Source organism: Variovorax sp. 54 (genome assembly GCF_002754375.1).
Classification (GTDB): Bacteria; Pseudomonadota; Gammaproteobacteria; order Burkholderiales; family Burkholderiaceae_C; genus Variovorax.
On record NZ_PEFF01000001.1, the window covers coordinates 2104426 to 2121697 of the forward strand.

General features: G+C 68.7%; 17 protein-coding genes and 1 tRNA gene. 7 read left to right on the forward strand and 11 right to left on the reverse strand.

From position 1 onward, the window contains the following. The first annotated feature begins 38 nt into the window (after nt 1-38). Entirely contained in the window at nt 39-956 is a 918-nt protein-coding gene (locus CLU95_RS09610; RefSeq protein ID WP_099792582.1) for a hypothetical protein, read from the forward strand. Then, nucleotides 956-1882: a winged helix-turn-helix transcriptional regulator gene (locus tag CLU95_RS09615; RefSeq protein WP_099792584.1), complete on the forward strand. Its 927-nt coding sequence runs from the start codon at nt 956-958 to the stop codon at nt 1880-1882. The genes CLU95_RS09610 and CLU95_RS09615 overlap by 1 nt, the downstream gene beginning before the upstream one ends. Nucleotides 1883-1903: 21 nt before the next feature. Here CLU95_RS09615 and CLU95_RS09620 read toward each other — a convergent pair whose 3' ends face one another. The 4 genes from CLU95_RS09620 to CLU95_RS09635 form a co-directional block, all read right to left on the reverse strand. Continuing rightward, nucleotides 1904-2593 carry a peptidoglycan DD-metalloendopeptidase family protein gene (locus CLU95_RS09620; RefSeq protein WP_257214579.1) on the reverse strand — a complete coding sequence of 230 codons (690 nt, stop codon included), beginning with the start codon at nt 2591-2593 and terminating at the stop codon, nt 1904-1906. Between the two features lie 153 nt (nt 2594-2746). Continuing rightward, nucleotides 2747-4603 carry an ATP-binding response regulator gene (locus tag CLU95_RS09625; protein ID WP_099792588.1) on the reverse strand — a complete coding sequence of 619 codons (1857 nt, stop codon included), beginning with the start codon at nt 4601-4603 and terminating at the stop codon, nt 2747-2749. Continuing rightward, nucleotides 4600-5208, reverse strand: a complete 609-nt coding sequence (locus CLU95_RS09630; RefSeq protein WP_070062039.1) for a response regulator transcription factor — start codon at nt 5206-5208, stop codon at nt 4600-4602. Before CLU95_RS09630 ends, CLU95_RS09625 begins: the two co-directional genes overlap by 4 nt. A 101-nt stretch (nt 5209-5309) precedes the next feature. Next, on the reverse strand, nt 5310-5675 hold the full coding sequence (locus CLU95_RS09635) for a hypothetical protein (RefSeq protein WP_257214580.1): 366 nt from the start codon (nt 5673-5675) through the stop codon (nt 5310-5312). A gap of 194 nt (nt 5676-5869) precedes the next feature. Here CLU95_RS09635 and CLU95_RS09640 point away from each other — a divergent pair, with 194 nt between their 5' ends. Then, entirely contained in the window at nt 5870-7561 is a 1692-nt protein-coding gene (locus tag CLU95_RS09640) for an InlB B-repeat-containing protein (RefSeq protein WP_099792592.1), read from the forward strand. A gap of 60 nt (nt 7562-7621) precedes the next feature. Here the strand turns inward: CLU95_RS09640 and CLU95_RS09645 are convergent. The 6 genes from CLU95_RS09645 to CLU95_RS09670 form a co-directional block, all read right to left on the reverse strand. Continuing rightward, nucleotides 7622-7709, reverse strand: a tRNA-Ser gene (locus tag CLU95_RS09645). Nucleotides 7710-7741: 32 nt separating this feature from the next. Continuing rightward, on the reverse strand, nt 7742-9004 hold the full coding sequence (hemW, locus tag CLU95_RS09650; RefSeq protein WP_099792594.1) for a radical SAM family heme chaperone HemW: 1263 nt from the start codon (nt 9002-9004) through the stop codon (nt 7742-7744). 3 nt (nt 9005-9007) lie between these two features. After that, entirely contained in the window at nt 9008-9607 is a 600-nt protein-coding gene (locus tag CLU95_RS09655) for a non-canonical purine NTP pyrophosphatase (protein ID WP_099792596.1), read from the reverse strand. A 73-nt stretch (nt 9608-9680) separates the two neighbouring features. Then, nucleotides 9681-10412 carry a ribonuclease PH gene (gene rph / locus CLU95_RS09660; protein ID WP_099792598.1) on the reverse strand — a complete coding sequence of 244 codons (732 nt, stop codon included), beginning with the start codon at nt 10410-10412 and terminating at the stop codon, nt 9681-9683. 48 nt (nt 10413-10460) lie between these two features. After that, nucleotides 10461-11369, reverse strand: a complete 909-nt coding sequence (locus CLU95_RS09665; protein ID WP_099792600.1) for a PP2C family protein-serine/threonine phosphatase — start codon at nt 11367-11369, stop codon at nt 10461-10463. A gap of 5 nt (nt 11370-11374) precedes the next feature. After that, on the reverse strand, nt 11375-12382 hold the full coding sequence (locus CLU95_RS09670; protein WP_099792602.1) for a serine/threonine protein kinase: 1008 nt from the start codon (nt 12380-12382) through the stop codon (nt 11375-11377). Between the two features lie 91 nt (nt 12383-12473). On the opposite strand from CLU95_RS09670, the gene CLU95_RS09675 reads away from it, so the two are divergent. The 4 genes from CLU95_RS09675 (at nt 12474) to CLU95_RS09690 (ending at nt 16607) form a co-directional block, all read left to right on the forward strand. Further along, nucleotides 12474-13397, forward strand: coding sequence for a YicC/YloC family endoribonuclease (locus CLU95_RS09675; RefSeq protein WP_056573333.1), 924 nt, complete (start codon nt 12474-12476; stop codon nt 13395-13397). A gap of 14 nt (nt 13398-13411) precedes the next feature. Then, nucleotides 13412-14032 (forward strand): guanylate kinase, encoded by a 621-nt coding sequence (gene gmk, locus CLU95_RS09680; RefSeq protein ID WP_056573336.1) that lies wholly within the window; start codon nt 13412-13414, stop codon nt 14030-14032. A 31-nt stretch (nt 14033-14063) separates the two neighbouring features. Beyond that, a complete protein-coding gene (rpoZ, locus tag CLU95_RS09685; RefSeq protein ID WP_013543330.1) occupies nt 14064-14267 on the forward strand; it encodes a DNA-directed RNA polymerase subunit omega in 204 nt (67 codons plus the stop codon). A 96-nt stretch (nt 14268-14363) separates the two neighbouring features. Further along, a complete protein-coding gene (locus CLU95_RS09690; RefSeq protein ID WP_099792604.1) occupies nt 14364-16607 on the forward strand; it encodes a RelA/SpoT family protein in 2244 nt (747 codons plus the stop codon). A gap of 9 nt (nt 16608-16616) precedes the next feature. Here the strand turns inward: CLU95_RS09690 and greB are convergent, their stop codons facing one another. Beyond that, nucleotides 16617-17198, reverse strand: coding sequence for a transcription elongation factor GreB (greB, locus tag CLU95_RS09695; RefSeq protein WP_099792606.1), 582 nt, complete (start codon nt 17196-17198; stop codon nt 16617-16619). Between the last annotated feature and the right edge of the window lie 74 nt (nt 17199-17272).

The following is a 17272-nucleotide window of genomic DNA, read 5'->3' on the forward strand; positions in this document are numbered from 1 at the left end:
GCGCATGCGCACGAACTGCAGCTCCGGCAGCAACGGCTGTGCACGGCGCCGGCTCGGGCGAGTACTACCACGCGAGCCATGTGGCGGACACCACGGGCGTCGCGCCGAAGGCCGACCTTGCGCTGTCGAACCCGCGCGACCGCTACTGGTGGCCGCGCCAGCACTGGCGGCAAGACCCGCTGCTGGGCAGCGTGTTCGAGGAACGGCTCGACCCGCAGGCCAACCGCGCCGCCACGCTCGCGATGACGCGCTTCACCGAAGGCACGAAGGCGATGATCAACACCGACTGGCGCCAGTGGCCGCGCTGGGCCGGCTCGACCTACATGGCCGCCACCACGCAGACCCAGGTGGCGGTGACCGATCGCGCCACGGGGCAGGCGCTGCCCGGCGCCGCGGTGTCGGTCTGGCGCGACCCCGGCGCCCAGAAGCCGCTGGAACTGCTGGCCAGCGGCACGGCCGATGCGCAGGGCCGCTTCGTCTTCGACTGGGGCTGCGGCTTCAGCTGCTTCACGGTCGGCAAGACGAACCTGCTGGTGAAGGCCGGCGCCACGGGCCGCGAGAACGGCGCCACCTGGTTCACCATCTTCGATGCCTTCGAGCAGAAGGCGGTGCAGGGCCGCACGCACTTCACCATCGACCTCGCGCTCGGCGGTGCCGAGGCCGCGCCGCCGACGGTCTCGCTGGCCGCGATGGGCCCGGCGGTGGTCGGCCAGCCCGTCGTGCTTGCGCCCGTGGCAAGCGATGCGAGCGGCACCGCGGGCGTGAAGGTGATGGTGGCGGGCAGCGACCTGCCGGTGTGCACCTTCGTCGCCGCGCCCTATGCCTGCCAGTGGACACCGGCGCGGCCGGGCGTGCAGACGATCCAGGTGCTGGCGATCAACGCGGCCGGCCGCACCGCCACCGTGACAGCGAACGTGTTCGTGCAACCCGCCGGCGAACGCGTCGCCGCCCGCTGATGCGCGCCGTGACACCCCTGGGCCACGCGGTGTTCTCGCTCGCGCTGCGCGGCGCATGGAAGCGCGAGGACGATGCCGACGCCATGGCGTCCGCGCGCAAGCCGCGGGCCGAGGCACCGCCTGGACGAGGCCCGGCCTCCCCCGCTGCGGCCGGGCCCGCGCCGGCCCCTTCGACCGGCAGCCTCGAGGTCGCGGCCCATGGCGGCCGCGGGCCCGGCGTTGCCGTGCGGCGCATCGCGGTGCTGGAGCATTCCGACCCCGACCGGCACTTCGTGGCCAGCGCCGTGCGCGAGGCGGGCCACGAGGTCATCGAGTTCTCGCTCCTGAGAAAGTTTGCACAGGTGCTGTCCGCCGGAGAGCAGTTCGACCTGTTGCTGCTCGCACTCGACGGCAGCCCCGACGTGGTCTGGTCGGCGGCCAAGTTCCTGCGGCGCCTGGCCGGTGAATCCACGCCGCTGCTGCTGTTGATGCGGCCGGAGCAGCTGCTCGGCAACAAGGTCGTCACCTCGGAGCTCGCCGACGACTTCGTGCTGATGCCGTGCGAAGACTGCGAGCTGGTCGTGCGCGTCTTCCGCGTGCTGGCCTCCCGGGCCGAGGCGGCGAAGGAGGTCTTCTGCTTCGGCCGCTTCGAGTTCGATCCGGTCGGCTGCACGGTCAGCATCGACGGACATGGCACGCGCCTTCAGCCGCGCCAGTTCGAGCTGGCGCTGTTCCTGTTCCGGCATGCGAACCGTGCGTACTCGCGCGAGGAAATCTTCCGCGCGGTGTGGGGCGACGCGGGCCCCCTGGGCCAGACCCGCACGGTCGATGTGCACATGACCCGGCTGCGCAAGCTGCTGAAGATGACGGGCACCAAGGACGTGTCGCTGGTGTCGATCCGCGGCTTCGGCTACCGGCTCTTCATGAACACGTACCCGAGCGCCTGAACGAGCACCTGAACGAGCGACCTACTTCGCGGGCAGGTACAGGCGCGGATCGACGGCCTTGCCGCGGTAGCGGATCTCGAAGTGCAGCTTGGCGCGGCCGCCCTCCGCCGGGCCGATCTCGGCGAGCTTCTGGCCGCGCTGCACGCGCTGGCCCTGCTTCACGCCCACCGTGCCCACGTTGGTGTAGATCGACATGTAGGAGCCGCCGTGGTCGACCATGATCACGCTGCCGTAGCCGCGCATGGTTTCGGTGGCGGCCACCGAGCCGGCGCCGATCGCGTGCACGGGCTCGCCGCTGCTGCCGCTGATGTCCAGGCCCTTGTTGCTGTTGCCGTTGAAACCGGCGATGACCGCGCCCTGCGTCGGCCAGCCCCAGTCGCTGCGCCGCGACGCGGGCGGCACGACAGGGTCGCGCTCGCGAGGGACGGGCACAGGCTTGGCCTTGTCGGTGCTACTGCTGCCGCTGCTGCGCGGCGGAGGCGTGGCACCCGCCGTCGTGGCACCGCCCGGCGGCACCACGCGCAGCACCTGGCCGGCTTCGAGCTGGTCGGGGTCCTTGATCTGGTTCCAGCGGGCAATCTCGGCCGTCGTGCGGCCGTGGCGCTGCGCGATGCGGTAGAGCGTGTCGCCCGTTTGCACGACGTATTCGCCGGGGCCGGCCACCGGCGTGCTCGGCGTGGTGGAACATGCGCCCACCAGCAATGCCGCCATCAACGCGGCGCATGCGCCCCATCTTCTCCCTGTCACAACCACGCGCTGAGTCCTTTCTGAATCGTCCGGATCACGCGACCTCGCAGGTCGAGGCGCGCCTGAACAATGCGGCAAGGCTACCAGCAGTCGTTGCGCGGACATTGCGCCCGCGAATCAGTCGGGCACGCGCTCCCGGCTGCGCGCCTGCGCATGGCCCAGGAAGGCGCGCAGCTGCGAAGGCCGCACGGGCTTGACGAGCACCGGCAGGCCGGCCTCGCGCGCTGCGGCCAGGTAGTCGCCTCCCACATCGCCGGTCACGATCAACGCGGGCAGCTCAGCCTCGTTCAATGCGAGGCGCAGGTCCGCGATGGCCTGGATGCCGCTGGCCTGCACGCCGAGCCGCAAGTCGACCACGAGCGCATCGGGCCGGAAGCCCGCCTGCAGGCAACCCAGCGCGCCCGCCATGTCGCTCGCGGCGCGCACCTCCGCGCCCCAGGAGGCCAGCAGCCCTTGCAGCGCCTGCAACGAACTCTGGTCGTCATCGACCACGAGCACGCGCACCGCCAATGCGGTGGTCGATGACGCAGCGAGCCGTTCGGCATCGTCCGCCCGCCCGCTCTCGGCCGCATCGGCCAACGGCACCTGCACTTCGAACACACTGCCCTGCCCCGGCTGCGAGCGCACGGTCACGCCCAGGTCGAGCAGTTCGCTCAATCGCTTGACGGTCGCAAGGCCAAGGCCATAGCCCAGGCGGCGGTCGCGCGCCGGGTTATCGATTTGATAGAACTCGTCGAAGATGTGCGGCAGGTGCTCGGGCGTGATGCCGATGCCCGTGTCTTCGATGGCGAGTCGCAGCCGTCCGTTGTCGACCGCGCCGCCGATGCGCACCGTGCCCTTGCGCGTGTAGCGGATGGCGTTCGCCAGCAGGTTGGTGAGCACGCGCGTGAGCAAGGCACGGTCGCTGCGGACGGTGGCGGGGTCGATGGCCATCTCGAACTTCAGACCCTTGGCCGCAGCCACCGCCTGGTGTGGCCGGCAGCAGTCGCGCAGCAGCGCGTCGATGGCGAAATGCGACCACTGCGGGCTGATCGATCCGGCATCGGCGCGTGTGATGTCGAGCAGGTCGTCGACCACATCGGTCATGCCGTCGGCGCAAGCCACGAGCTGCTCCGAGAGCTGTTGCACCTGCGGCTGCGTGCTGACCGTGTGCAGCGTCTGCGCGAGCAGCGCCATCGCGTTGAGCGGCTGGCGAAGGTCGTGGTTGGCCGAGGCGAAGAAGCGCATGCGCGCCGCCACGGCTTCTTCGGCGGTCTGGCGGGCCGAGCGGCTGCGTTCGTTTTCGGCGCTCAGCGCGGTCACCAGTTCGGCATTGCGCCGGCGCTGCGCCTGGATCTCGTGCAGCGCGCGCGAGAGTTCCCTGGAACTCAGCAGCGTGTAGACGCCGATCAGCGTCACGATCATCGCCATGGCCAGGTGGTAGCTGCCACCGAACCAGATGTCGCGCAGCACCAGCGGGCCGAGGATGAGGCCCACGTAGACGATGGCCGACCGCTCCATCGTCGAGAGCCGGATCGCGCCACCGAGCGAGACGGTGACCATCGTGATGTGAAGGATGGCCTCGGCCTGCGCCGGCCCATCCTTCTGCAGCAGGACGCACAGGACACCCCACGACAAGGCCAGGCTCTGGCTGCTGGCCATGAGGGGCAACGCCATCGCCGCAAGGTTCGATCGACGGCCGGGCCGCAGCGCCCATGCCACCCAGATGCCGCCCCGCACGGCGACGAGAAAGCAGTAGACGGTGAACCACGCCTGCACGCGCGCGCCGTCCGCGCCCGTCGCGTATTCGCGGTAGCACAGGTACCCACCGAGCGCGGCCAGCATCCACGCCCACGGCGTGGTGCGGATCATCTGCTCGACCTGCTGGAGCTGGAGGTCCGAGAAGCGCAGGCATGCGGCGATGAGGCCGCGCACACCACGGTCGCGCGGCGGTTGCAGCGGCGATGCGAGGGCGGCAGGCACCGAAGGCTTCATCGCGGCTCCAGCAGCAGTCCCGCGCGCCGCGCCTGGACCAGCAGGTGGGTGCGGTTGCGCGCGTCCATCGTGTCGAGCAGCGCCGTGATGTGGAGCTTGACCGTGCGTTCCGCAATCGCCAGCTCGGCGGCGATCTGCTTGTTCTGGCGGCCTTGCGCCACCAGCAGCAGCACTTCGAGCTGGCGCGGCGTGAGGCTCGCCACCGGCAGGCCGGTGCGCGACGTCAGCACATCGAAAGACTCGCCACCGGCGGCCACCTCGTCCAGCGCCGCCGCGATGTGCGCCACCGAGCGCGACTTGCCGATGAAGCCGGCCGCCCCCGCGGCGCGTGCGCGGGCGGCGAGTGCGGGTTCTTCGTCGCCCGAGATCATCAGGCGCGACACGAGGGGATGCCGGGCCCCGAAGAGGCGCAAGCCCTCGAGGCCGTCTTCGCCGCCCAGGCGGTAGTCGATCAGCACGATGTCGGGCGCGCATTGCGAGGCACGCGCGACGCCTTCGGCCAGCGAGAGCGCGGTCTGCACTTCGAAGTCGGGGCGGGCGTGCGTCAGCGCATGCGCAAAGCCGACACCGAACAGCGGGTGATCGTCGACAAGCAGGAGTTTCATGGTGCCGTGATCCTTGGGTGCGGGCCCGGCCCGCGCCCTCTCCTCGTAGGGCGCCATTGTTGTCTACACCGGCGCATCGGTGCAGCAGCTTTCGCGAAGCCTCAGTTGCAACGACCAGCCGCGCGCAGCAGCGCATTGCAGGCTGGTGCGGAGCCCGTCGCCGGCCGCGTGGCGGGGCGGCGCGCGGACGCGGGGGCATCGCTCTGGCGCATCTCCTGGCAGATGGCATCGCTGACCACGCGGCCCACGACCGACACCGAGCCCTCCACGTAGCAGCTGTAGACCCGTCCGCCGTCGGTGCGGGCCTGGAAGGTCGTCTGCACACCGCTGTCGGCCCGGTTCGAGATGGTGAACGCCTGCGGCGGCAGGCCCAGCGCGCGCGAGGTGTTCGTGACGATGGCGTCGTCGGTCACGGCATGCGAGGCGCATCCGCCTGCCAGAACGGCAGCGATGAGAAGCAAGGGCACGCAGAGAAGCGTTCGTGAAGAGGTCATGCCGCAAGCCTATCGGGACGCCTTGCAACGGCCCATAGCACCTTAGGGCAGGTGCCCGAAGGTGCTATGGGCCGCACGCGGCGCCGTCCCTACGATCCGGCCCTCTGAAACGAACAAGCACAGAAGGCGCCGGGCCCCGGCGCCAGCGGACGAGGAGGAACACAGACATGACGAAGACGAGCAGCTACGGACGGTGGTTGGTGTGCGCAGGGGCGCTGGCCCTGCTGGCGGCCTGCGGCGGCGGTGGTGGCGGCGGATCGGGCGGCGGCGCGCTGCCGCCCCTCGGCCTCTTTCCACCCGCGCCCCCGCCGGCGGCAGCGACCCATCGACTGGAGATCGGCATCACCGGCAGCGGGCGCGTCGGCTCGCAGCCCGCGGGCATCGACTGCACCGATCGCTGCAGTGCGGATTTCAGCGCGGGCACGGAGGTCGTCCTCGCGGCCAGGCCGGCCGCGGGACAGGTGCTCGTCAATTGGGGCGGCGCCTGCAGCGGCAACGCCAGCACCTGCACCGTGCGGATGGACGCGGCACTCGGCGTGACGGCCACTTTCGTGGCCGCACCGCCGGTGATCGGCTGGGGCGATGCGTCGGCGCTGTCGGCCGGCGGCGCCAGCCTGCCGAAGACCGCGATCGACGCGCAAGGGCGTGCGCTGGTCGTGTGGCGTCAGATCGAAGGCAACCCCCAGGTGGATCGCCTGTGGGGCAGCCGCTACCTGCCCGGCAGCGGCTGGACCGCGCCGCAGCGCCTCGAGGCCAACGCCGGCGGCGTGCGCGACATCCGCGTTGCCATCGACAAGCCCAGCGGCCGCGCCGTCGTGCTGTGGACCCAGCTGAGCTCCGTGACTGGCTACGACCTGTGGGCGCTGCCCGTCGACCCCGCAGGCGGCTGGGGCAGCCCCGCGCTGCTGGAGACCGGCACCGGCATCGTCGGCAACGCCAGCGTGGGCATCGACGCCAACGGCAACGCCGTCGCCGTGTGGTCGCAGATCGGACCAGCCACGCGCTTCAGCATCTATGCCAACCGCTACACCCCCGCCGGCGGCTGGGGCAGCGCTGCGCTCATCGAGACCAACGAAGTCGTGGGCAGCGTGGACGGCGACCCAGCTGTCGTGGTCGCGGGGTCCGGCGAATCGGTCGCGGTGTGGAAGCGCTCCGACGGCAGCAGCGCCTCGCTCTGGACCAACCGCGCCAACGCAAGCGGCACCTGGACCACGGCCACTGAACTCGTGCCCGACACCGGCACCGGCCACTCCATCGGCGCCCACGACCTGGCGATCGACGCCGCCGGCAACGCCCTGCTCGCCTGGGGCCAGGTCGACCTGCCCGGCGGCAGCAACCAGTGGGAGAGCGCCGTGTGGTTCAAGCGCTTCTCGGCGGGCGCATGGCAGAGCAGCAACGCACGCGTGGGCGCACCCTTCGTCGCCACGCAGGCGTTGCTGAGCACGCCCGTGCTGCGCATGAATGCGGCAGGCGCGGCGGTCGTGAGCTGGGGGCGGCTGGACAACGCGCTCATGGCGGCGACAGCGGCGCCGGGGGCAGCATTCGGCGCGGACCGTGCGGTGCGGGCCGCAGCTTCACAGGCGTTGGCGAGCTTGCCTGCTGTGGGTGTCGACGATGCGACCAACGCGCTGGTGGCCTGGGCGCAGGGCAATGGGGTGGGAACGAGCGATCTCTATGCGGCTCGGCACACGTTGGCGGATGGCTGGGGGACGCCGGTGGCTCAGGAGGGCACGGACGAAATTGCGACTGCGCCGGATCTGGCGATGAATGAAGTGGGGAATGCGGTGTTGGTTTGGCAGCAGTTTGAGGCTGCGGTGGGAACGCGCATTCTGGTGCGGCAGTACGGGTCGGGCAGGTAAGTTGCGTGAGGGGGCAAATGGCTTGCCCCCGATCGCGAGCCCGCATGAACAGCGGGCTGATGGCGGAGAGTGTGAGATTCGAACTCACGGACGCTTTCACGTCGGCAGTTTTCAAGACTGCTGGTTTAAACCACTCACCCAACTCTCCGGAACCGTCGATTTTAAGCTGACCGCGCAGCCTTACTCGTCATCGGGCAGGAACAGCGTCTGCAGGTCGCTCAGGAAGTCGAGTCCGCGCTCGGTGGGCCACACGCGGAACAGGTCGCGTGCGACGAGCCCCTTGCGTTCGGCCTCTTCCATGCCGCGCTGGATCGAGGTCATCGCCAGGCCCGTGCGTTCGCTGAACTGGGGCAGCGTGAAGCCCTGCTTCAGGCGCAGCGCGTTGAGCATGAACTCGAACGGCAAGTCGGCCAGCGCCACTTCGTCGCTTTGCGACACAGCCATGCCGGCGCGCGCGTTTTCCATGTACAGGCGCGGTTCGCGGTAACGCACCTGCCGCACGATGCGGTGCGCAAAGCTCAGCTTGCTGTGCGCACCGGCGCCAATGCCGAGGTAGTCGCCGAACTGCCAGTAGTTGAGGTTGTGCGCACATTGGTGCCCGTCGCGCGCATAGGCCGAGACCTCGTAGCGCGACATGCCGCTCGCGCCCGTGCGCTCGGTGATGCGGTCGAGCATGGCGTAGGCGATGTCGTCCTCGGGCAGCGTGGGCGGAAACTTGGCGAACCAGGTGTTGGGCTCGATGGTGAGGTGATAGATCGAGATGTGCGGCGGCGCGAGGGCCAGAGCCTGGGTCAGGTCGGCGTCGAGGCCTTCCATGGTCTGGCCCGGCAGGGCGTACATCAGGTCGAGGTTGAAGGTGTCGAAGGCACTCGCGGCTTCTTCCACTGCGGCGATGGCCTGGGCGCGGTCGTGCACGCGGCCCAGCGCCGTCAGGTGCTCGTCGTTGAAGCTCTGCACGCCCACCGACAGGCGCGTGACGCCGGCCGAGCGATACGCGCGGAAGCGGTTGCGCTCGAAGGTGCCGGGGTTGGCCTCGAGCGTGATCTCGCACTCAGGCGCGAGCTTGAGGCGCGCGCGCACATCGCCGAGCAACCGGTCGATGGCTTGCGGCGAGAACAGGCTGGGCGTGCCGCCGCCGATAAAGATGGTGTGGACGGTGCGGCCCCAGATCAACGGCAGCGCGGCGTCGAGGTCGGCGATCAGCGCGTCGATGTAGGCGGCTTCAGGAAGGCCGTCGATGTCGGCCTCGCTCGTGGCGCGCCACTCGTGCGAGTTGAAGTCGCAATACGGGCACTTGCGCAGGCACCACGGCAGGTGGATGTACAGCGACAGCGGCGGCAGCGCGGCGAGTTGCAACGGGCCGGGGCGCATCCAGTGCAGCACGTCATTGGCCTGGGGGGCGCCGCCGGGTTGGGCGGGCTGGATCGGGAAAACGGTGGCCATCGGTCAGAACCAGCGCTCGCGCATCAGGGCGAGCATGGCCTGCGCGGCGCGGCCGCGGTGGCTGTGGGCGTTCTTCACGTCGGGCGGCAGCTGGGCGAAGGTCTTGCCGAAACTCGGCAGGTACATCACGGGGTCGAAGCCGAAGCCGTTGTCGCCGATGGGCGCGGGCGCGATTTCGCCGACCACGCGGCCGACGGCAATGAGCGGCTCGGGGTCGTCGTGGCGGCGCAGCGCGACGAGCGTGCTCACGAGCGCGGCGCGGCGGTTGACCACGCCGTCGAGCTGTTCGAGCAGCGCCTTCACGTTGTTGGCATCGCCCTTGGCGTAGCCGAACTGCGTGGCGTAGTAAGCGGTATCGACACCCGGCAGGCCGCCGAAGGCATCGACGCACAGGCCGGCGTCGTCGGCAATGGCCGGCAGGCCGGTGGCGGCGCTGGCGTGGCGCGCCTTGGTGAGCGCGTTCTCGACGAAGGTGCGGAAAGGTTCTTCAGCCTCGCCCACGCCCAGCGCCGATTGCGGCACCAGGGTGACGGACAGCTCGGCAAACAGCTGCTGGAGTTCGGCGAGCTTGCCCGCGTTGTTGGAAGCCAGAACCAGTTTCATGGAAAGTCAAAAATGGCTGTGGCGCCCGATGGAGGGCGGGCGCCAGTAGCTGGTGGTTGTGGTCGTCGGTCGGTCAGTTCGAAAGCAGGGCTTGCTGCTGCAGGCTCACGAGTTCGCCGATGCCCTTTTCGGCCAGGCCAAGCAGGAGGTTCATTTCGTCGCGCGTGAAGGCCACGCCTTCGGCCGTGCCCTGCACTTCGACGAAGTGACCGGCGCCGGTCATGACGACGTTCATGTCGGTGTCGCAGGCCGAGTCTTCGGTGTATTCGAGGTCGAGCAGCGGCGTGCCGCCGACGATGCCCACCGAGATGGCGGCCACCTGGCCCTTGATGGGCGAGGTCTTGATGGCGCCGGAGGCCAGCAGCTTGTCGACGGCGTCCTGTGCGGCCACGAAGGCGCCGGTGATGGCCGCGGTGCGCGTGCCGCCGTCGGCCTGCAGCACATCGCAGTCGAGGTGGATGGTGCGTTCGCCGAGCGCGGCGAGGTCGAACACGGCGCGCATCGAGCGGCCGATGAGGCGCTGGATTTCCTGCGTGCGGCCGGTCTGCTTGCCCTTGGCGGCTTCGCGGCTGCTGCGGGTGTGGGTGGCGCGCGGCAGCATGCCGTATTCGGCCGTCACCCAGCCTTCGCCGCTGCCCTTCTTGTGCGGCGGCACTTTTTCTTCGACGGAGGCGGTGCACAGCACGCGGGTCTGGCCGAACTCGATGAGCACGGAGCCTTCGGCATGGATGGTGAAGCCGCGGGTGATGCGCACGGGGCGCAGCTGGTCGGCGGCGCGGCCGCCGCTTCGTGTGAAAGCAGTCATTTTTTGAAAGAGAAAACCGAAAGAAGAAAAAAGGGGAAAACTGCGCGCTCAGGTCTTGCGTGCAGCGGAGCGGCGGATGGCTTCGTTGATCTCGGCGATGGAGCGCTCGATGGCGTCTTCGTCGAGGTCGTCGATCTCGCTGTCGGACGGCATGCCGGCCTGGATGGTCGAGGCGAACACGCCGTCGTCGATGGTTTCGGTGGACACGCCGCGGTCGTCGCCGGGCGTCTCGGGCATTTCCCATTCGAGCGCGATGAGCGTCACGTTGTCGCTGTGGGCGCCGCCCTTGCGCAGCGCCATCTCGGCGAGGTCGGGCGCAGCGTCGGACACGGGCTTGCCGGACGACAGGGTGTGCACGATGACGGCGTCGTCGAGCACGCCCCAGACGCCATCGGAGCACAGCATGAGGCGGTCGCCGCGCTGCAGCGGCAGAGGCGCCGACACGTCGAACAGCGGCGTGGTGGGCGAGCCCAGGCAGGTCAGCAGCAGGTTGCGGTTGACGGGCGCGTCGGTGGCGCCATGGGGTTTGGGGCGCTCGGCGTGCGAGTGATCGCGCGTGCGGGTCAGCAGGCGGCCGTCGCGCACGACGTAGAGGCGCGAGTCGCCGCAATGCAGCCAGGTGGCGGTGGCGTTCTGCAGCACGGCCGCAACCACGGTGGTGCGGGGCGTGTCGAGCATCGCCTTGTGGCTGGCGTACCGCATGATCTGCTGGTGCGCCGACATGGCCGATTCGGCCAGGAAGGCCTTCACGTCCTTCACGGTGGGGCGGGCCTCGCGCTGGTACAGCGCGGCGATGGTCTGCAGCGCCAGCTGGGCCGCCACTTCGCCTTCCGGGTGACCGCCCATGCCATCGGCGAGCACGAACAGACCCGACTCCCGCGTGTAGCAGTAGCCCATGCGGTCTTCGTTCTTGACGCGGCCGCCCTTGCGGCTGACCTGGAACACGGAGAACTTCATGTCGATCAGGCCGGACGGGTGGTGGGCGCGACGGCGCGCGGCAGGCTCTTCTTGTCGAAGGAGCGGATGTTGTCGATCGACAGGCGCACCTTTTCGCCGACCGTGAGCTTGGTGTAGCGGCGCTCGCCTTCGCGGCTGAGTTCTTTTTGCAGCGCAAAGACCGACTGCGGGCGCGAGAGCGGGTCGAGCGACATGCACCATTCGACCACCTCGATGAGGTTGTCGGAATACACGCCGCGCAGGCGCGAGAGCGACAGGCTCAGGCGGTCTTTTTCGATGCGACGCGGCGCGTCGTTGGGCGGATAACCCTGCATGCAGGCGTAGATGCAGGCGCCGATGGCGTAGATGTCGGTCCAGGGGCCCATCGACGAATCGCGCCGGTACATCTCGGGGGCGGCGAAGCCGGGCGTGTACATGGGGCGGATGAAGATGCCTTCTTTGCTGAGCACTTCGCGCGCGGCGCCGAAGTCGATCAGCACGGCGCGGTCGTCGTCGGTGACGAAGATGTTGGCGGGCTTGATGTCCAGGTGCAGCATCTTGTACTGGTGGACGATGCGCAGGCCGCGCAGGATTTCGTCGAACAGCGAACGGATGGTCGACTCGCGGAACACCTTTTGCCGCTTCAGGTCGCGCGCCGTGACCACGAAATCCTGCAGGGTCGCGCCCTCCAGGTAGTTCATGACCATGTAGACGGTTTCGTTCTCGCGAAAGAAATTGAGCACGCTGACCACCGACGCATGCGAAATTTGCGCGAGCGAGCGGCCTTCTTCGAAAAAGCTCTTGAGCCCCAGGCGGTACAGCGACAGCTTCTCGGGCGGCACCTGCGGCGCCAGCTCGCCGGGGCCCCGGGTGGCGAGCGACGACGGCAGGTATTCCTTGACGGCCACCTGCTGGCCGTTCGGGTCGATCGCGAGGTAGACCACGCCGAAACCGCCTGCTGAAAGCCGGCGAACAACGCGATATCCGCCAATGACCGTATCGGGCAACAGGGGCGTAGGCTTGACCTTTGACATAATCCGGGAGTTTCGCCCGAAGGCGATGGTGCGGCAAGCGAACGCTGTACCGACGCCTCGGTGCTTGCAAGCAAAACCACAGTGAGGCGCAATGCCAGTTTACAGCATGACCGGCTATGCCAGCGGCCAGAACGGCCCCGCAGGCAGCCACTCCGAAGCCGATGCACGGCCCTCCGCCGCGGGCCGACTCGGGGTCGAAATCCGCTCGGTCAACAGCCGCTTTCTCGACCTCACCTTCAAGCTCCCCGAGGAGCTGCGCCAGCATGAGACCGCGCTGCGCGAGCTGCTCACGGCCAAGCTCAAGCGCGGCAAGGTCGAGGTGCGCGCGGCCATCGAGAACACGTCCCAGGCGGGCGTGGTCGAGCCCTCCGTCAAGCTGCTTCAGCGGCTGAACGGCGTGCAGGACGGCATCCGCGCCTGGCTGCCCGGCGCCCGCGAGCTCAGCGTGGCCGACGTGCTGCGGCTGGCCGGCGGCGACGGTGCCACGCGCGGCGACTGGGGCCCCGACCTGCTCGACGTGGCAGGCAAGGCCCTGGAGGCCCTGATGTCGGCCCGCCAGCGCGAAGGCGCCCGGCTGGCCAAGATGCTCGAGGCCCACCTGGCCCAGCTGCGCACCCTGGTGCAGCAGGCTGGCCCGCTGGTGCCGCAGCTGGTCGAACAGCAGCGCAACCGCTTCCTGGAGCGCTGGCAGGAGGCCATGGGCCTGACCGCCGGCACGGGCGGCACGCTGCCCGAAGCCGCCCAGGACCGCGCCCTGACCGAAGCCACCGCCTTCGCGATCCGCATCGACGTGGCGGAAGAGCTCACGCGGCTGAATTCGCACCTCGACGAGATCGAGCGGCTGCTCAAGAAGGGCGGCGACATCGGCAAGCGGCTGGATTTCCTGATCCAGGAACTGCACCGCGAAGCCAACACCCTGGGCTCCAAATCGGCGGCCCTGGAACTCACACGCATCGGCGTGGACATGAAGGTCCTCATCGAGCAGATGCGCGAGCAGGTGCAGAACATCGAATGACGACGAGCCCCCCCATGGACTATCCCGGCAACATCTTCGTGGTCGCCGCGCCCAGCGGCGCTGGCAAATCGAGCCTGGTCAAGGCGCTCATGGAGCTCGACTCGGCCGTTCAACCCTCGGTGTCCCACACCACTCGCCCCCCGCGCGGGCAGGAAAAACACGGCCGGGAGTACTTTTTTGCCTCCCCGACCGAGTTCGACGCCCTGATTGCGGCCGACGGCTTCGTGGAATGGGCCCACGTGCACGGCCACCGCTACGGCACGTCGAAGAAGGCGGTCGAGGAGCGGGTGGCCCTGGGCACCGACGTGATCCTCGAAATCGACTTCCAGGGCGCGCTGCAGATCCGCAAGACCTTTGCCAACGCGGTCATGATCTTCATCCTCCCGCCCAGCTGGGAAGAGCTGCGCTCCCGCCTCGAGCGGCGCGGCGAGGACAGCGCCGCAGTGATCGAACTGCGCCTGAAGAACGCGGCCGAAGAGATGGCCCAGGCCGGAAAATTCGATTTCGTTATAATCAACGAGTTATTTGAGCGCGCACTCTTCGATCTCAAGGCGATCGTCCACGCGCAGAGGCTCCGGTATTCCGCACAGCGCAGAGCACGTGCCGATACGTTCGCCGCACTGAACATCCCTTGAAATCCCCGCTCACCGACCGAAAGAATTCATCATGGCCCGCATCACCGTCGAAGATTGTCTCGTTCAGATCCCGAACCGCTTCCAGCTCGTTCTCGCCGCCACGTACCGTGCGCGCATGCTGAGCCAAGGCCACGCGCCCAAGATCGAAAGCAAGAACAAGCCCGCCGTCACGGCCCTGCGCGAAATCGCCGAAGGCAAGATCGGCATCGAAATGCTCAAGAAAGTGCCGGGCTGATCTTCTGACGCAGCCCTGCAACGAAAAGGCACCGCATTGCGGTGCTTTTTTTACGTCCGGACGCGTCCACAGAGCGGTCACGCTAAAGTGATAGCCATGAGTGCGGTCGCCAAACCTACGTCCCTCACGCCGAAACCGAGTCCGGCGGCGCTGAACGCGGCCGCCGCGAGTTTTGCCGCGTTGACGGCCCGCCTCGACTACCTGAGCCCCGAAGACACCGAGCTGGTTCGCCGGGCCTACCGCTTCGCCGACGAAGCCCACCTCGGGCAGCTGCGCAACAGCGGCGAGCCGTACATCACCCACCCCATCGCCGTGGCGGCGCAGTGCGCCGAGTGGAAGCTCGACGCGCAGGCGCTCATGGCCGCGCTGTTGCACGACGCCATCGAAGACTGCGGTGTCACCAAGCCGGAACTCATCGAGCGCTTCGGCGCCCCGGTGGCCGAGCTGGTCGACGGGCTCACCAAGCTCGACAAGCTGCAGTTCAACACGCGCGAAGAAAACCAGGCCGAGTCCTTCCGCAAGATGCTGCTGGCCATGGCGCGCGATGTGCGCGTCATCCTGGTCAAGCTGGCCGACCGCACGCACAACATGCGCACGCTGGCCGATGCGCCGCGCGAAAAGTGGGCCCGCATCTCGCGTGAAACGCTGGAAATCTACGCCCCCATTGCGCACCGGCTGGGCCTGAACCAGACCTACCGCGAGCTGCAGGACCTGTCGTTCCGGCACCTCAAGCCCTGGCGCTACGCCACGCTGGCCAAGGCCGTTGCCAAGGCCCGCGGACGACGACGCGACCTGATCCAGAAGGTGCAGAAAGAGGTCGAGACGGCCTTCTCCGCCGCCAGCATGACGCTGCGCATCGCGGGGCGCGAGAAAACGCTCTATTCCATCTACCGCAAGATGGAAGAAAAGCACCTGAGCTTCGCGCAGGTCACCGACATCTACGGCTTCCGGCTCATCGTGCCGAACGTGATCGCCTGCTACACGGGCCTGGGCATCCTGCACCAGATGTACAAGCCGCTGCCCGGCAAGTTCAAGGACCACATCGCGATCGCCAAGCTCAACGGCTACCAGTCGCTGCACACCACGCTGGTGGGGCCGGCCGGCGTGAGCGTGGAGTTCCAGCTGCGCACCGAGGCCATGCACGTCGTGGCCGAGTCTGGCGTGGCAGCGCACTGGCTCTACAAGGCCGCCGAACCCAATGCCGCGAGCAACGACCGGCTGGGCACCAAGTGGCTGCAGTCGCTGCTCGACATCCAGGACGAGACGCGCGACGCCGCCGAGTTCTGGGACCACGTCAAGGTCGACCTGTTCCCCGATGCCGTCTACGTCTTCACGCCCAAGAGCCAGATCATGGCGCTGCCGCGCGGCGCCACGGTGGTCGACTTTGCGTACGCGATCCACAGCAACATCGGCGACCACACCTCGGCCGCGCGCATCAACGGCGACCAGGTGCCGCTGCGCACCGAGCTGAAGAACGGCGACGTGGTCGAAGTGATCACCGCCCCCGTGTCGACGCCCAACCCCGCGTGGCTGGGCTTCGTGCGCACCGGCCGGGCACGCTCCAAGATCCGCCACTACCTGAAGACCCTGGCGCATGCCGAGTCCGAAGGCCTGGGCGAAAAGCTGCTGGCCCAGGCGCTGCGCGCCGAAGGCCTCGGCAAGCTGCCCGAGGAAGACGAACAACACCAGGCGCTGTGGGAGAAGCTGCTGCGCTTCACCGGCAACCGCACCCGCGCCGAGCTGCTGACCGACATCGGCCTGGGCAAGCGCATCGCGAGCATCGTCGCCAAGCGGCTCATGGCGCTGATGGCCGAGATCGGCGAGCGCCCTGACGCCCTTCTCCTGAGCCGCGAGCGCTTCACCTCGCACGAGGCCGTGTCGCAAGGCGCTGTGACGCTCGACGGCAGCGAGAACTCTTCCGTGCGCTTCGCGCAGTGCTGCCGCCCCATTCCCGGCGACCAGATCGTCGGCTACCTCGGGCACGGCGAAGGGCTGGTGGTGCACACCGACGACTGCGGCGTGGGCCAGCGCCTGCGCAACAAGGACAGCGAACGCTTCTTCGCGGTTGAATGGGCCGACGAGCCCACACGCGCCTTCGAGACCGGCGTGGTCATCACCGTGCGCAACGACAAGGGCGTGCTGGCCCGCGTGGCCGCCACCCTGGCCGATGCCGAAGCCGACATCACGCACGTGGAAATGGCCGACGAGACCCCGCAGGACTCGACCGACCTGCGCTTCGTGATCGCGGTGCGCGACCGTGCGCACCTTGACGCCGTGCTGCGCGCCGCGCGCCGGACCGCGTCGGTGCTGACCGCGGCGCGGACGATTCCGGCGCCCTGACCTTCTTCGTCAGTTCGCCGGCGTGCGCGGCGCCGGGTAGCTCACCGACAGAATCTCCACCTCGTGCGCCCCGCCGGGCGTCATGAGCTTCACCACGTCGCCTTCGCGCGCCTTGAGCAACGCGCGTGCGATCGGGGAAATCCAGCTGACCTCCGACTTGGCGCTCTCGGCCTCGTCGATGCCGAGGATCGTGACGCTGCGCTCCTCGCCGGTCTCGTCGGCATAGCGGACCGTGGCACCGAAGAAGACCTGGTCACGCCCATGGTGTACCGAGGGGTCGGTGATCTCCGCGATTTCGAGGCGCTTGCCGAGAAAGCGGATGCGCCGGTCGATCTCGCGCAGGCGCTTCTTGCCGTAGAGGTAGTCGCCGTTCTCGGAGCGGTCGCCGTTCTTCGCGGCCCAGTGCACGGCCTCAACGACCTTGGGGCGCTCCTCGTCCATCAGCTGCAGCAGTTCGTCGCGCAGGCGCGCGTAGCCCTCGGGCGTGATGTAGTTCTTGCTGCCGGCCGGCAGCGGGGGCGCCGCGCCGCCTGCGCCGTCATCGTCGTCGTCCGCATCGGCGTCCGACTCCTTGGTGAATGCCTTGTTCAATGCAGAGCCCTTCAAATCGGAAATACTGGGCGCCCTTGCCGCGCCCCTACAAGCCGGTGAGTTTGCCGCAACCG

Coding starts and splice junctions, on each gene's coding strand:
- CLU95_RS09640 (WP_099792592.1), top strand. CDS start 5,870: ATGACGAAGACGAGCAGCTACGGACGGTGGTTGGTGTGCGCAGGGGCG.
- CLU95_RS09690 (WP_099792604.1), top strand. CDS start 14,364: ATGAGTGCGGTCGCCAAACCTACGTCCCTCACGCCGAAACCGAGTCCG.
- CLU95_RS09655 (WP_099792596.1), bottom strand. CDS start 9,607: ATGAAACTGGTTCTGGCTTCCAACAACGCGGGCAAGCTCGCCGAACTC.
- rph (WP_099792598.1), bottom strand. CDS start 10,412: ATGACTGCTTTCACACGAAGCGGCGGCCGCGCCGCCGACCAGCTGCGC.
- CLU95_RS09665 (WP_099792600.1), bottom strand. CDS start 11,369: ATGAAGTTCTCCGTGTTCCAGGTCAGCCGCAAGGGCGGCCGCGTCAAG.
- CLU95_RS09630 (WP_070062039.1), bottom strand. CDS start 5,208: ATGAAACTCCTGCTTGTCGACGATCACCCGCTGTTCGGTGTCGGCTTT.
- CLU95_RS09670 (WP_099792602.1), bottom strand. CDS start 12,382: ATGTCAAAGGTCAAGCCTACGCCCCTGTTGCCCGATACGGTCATTGGC.
- hemW (WP_099792594.1), bottom strand. CDS start 9,004: ATGGCCACCGTTTTCCCGATCCAGCCCGCCCAACCCGGCGGCGCCCCC.
- rpoZ (WP_013543330.1), top strand. CDS start 14,064: ATGGCCCGCATCACCGTCGAAGATTGTCTCGTTCAGATCCCGAACCGC.
- CLU95_RS09625 (WP_099792588.1), bottom strand. CDS start 4,603: ATGAAGCCTTCGGTGCCTGCCGCCCTCGCATCGCCGCTGCAACCGCCG.
- CLU95_RS09675 (WP_056573333.1), top strand. CDS start 12,474: ATGCCAGTTTACAGCATGACCGGCTATGCCAGCGGCCAGAACGGCCCC.
- CLU95_RS09620 (WP_257214579.1), bottom strand. CDS start 2,593: ATGGCGGCATTGCTGGTGGGCGCATGTTCCACCACGCCGAGCACGCCG.
- CLU95_RS09615 (WP_099792584.1), top strand. CDS start 956: ATGCGCGCCGTGACACCCCTGGGCCACGCGGTGTTCTCGCTCGCGCTG.
- gmk (WP_056573336.1), top strand. CDS start 13,412: ATGGACTATCCCGGCAACATCTTCGTGGTCGCCGCGCCCAGCGGCGCT.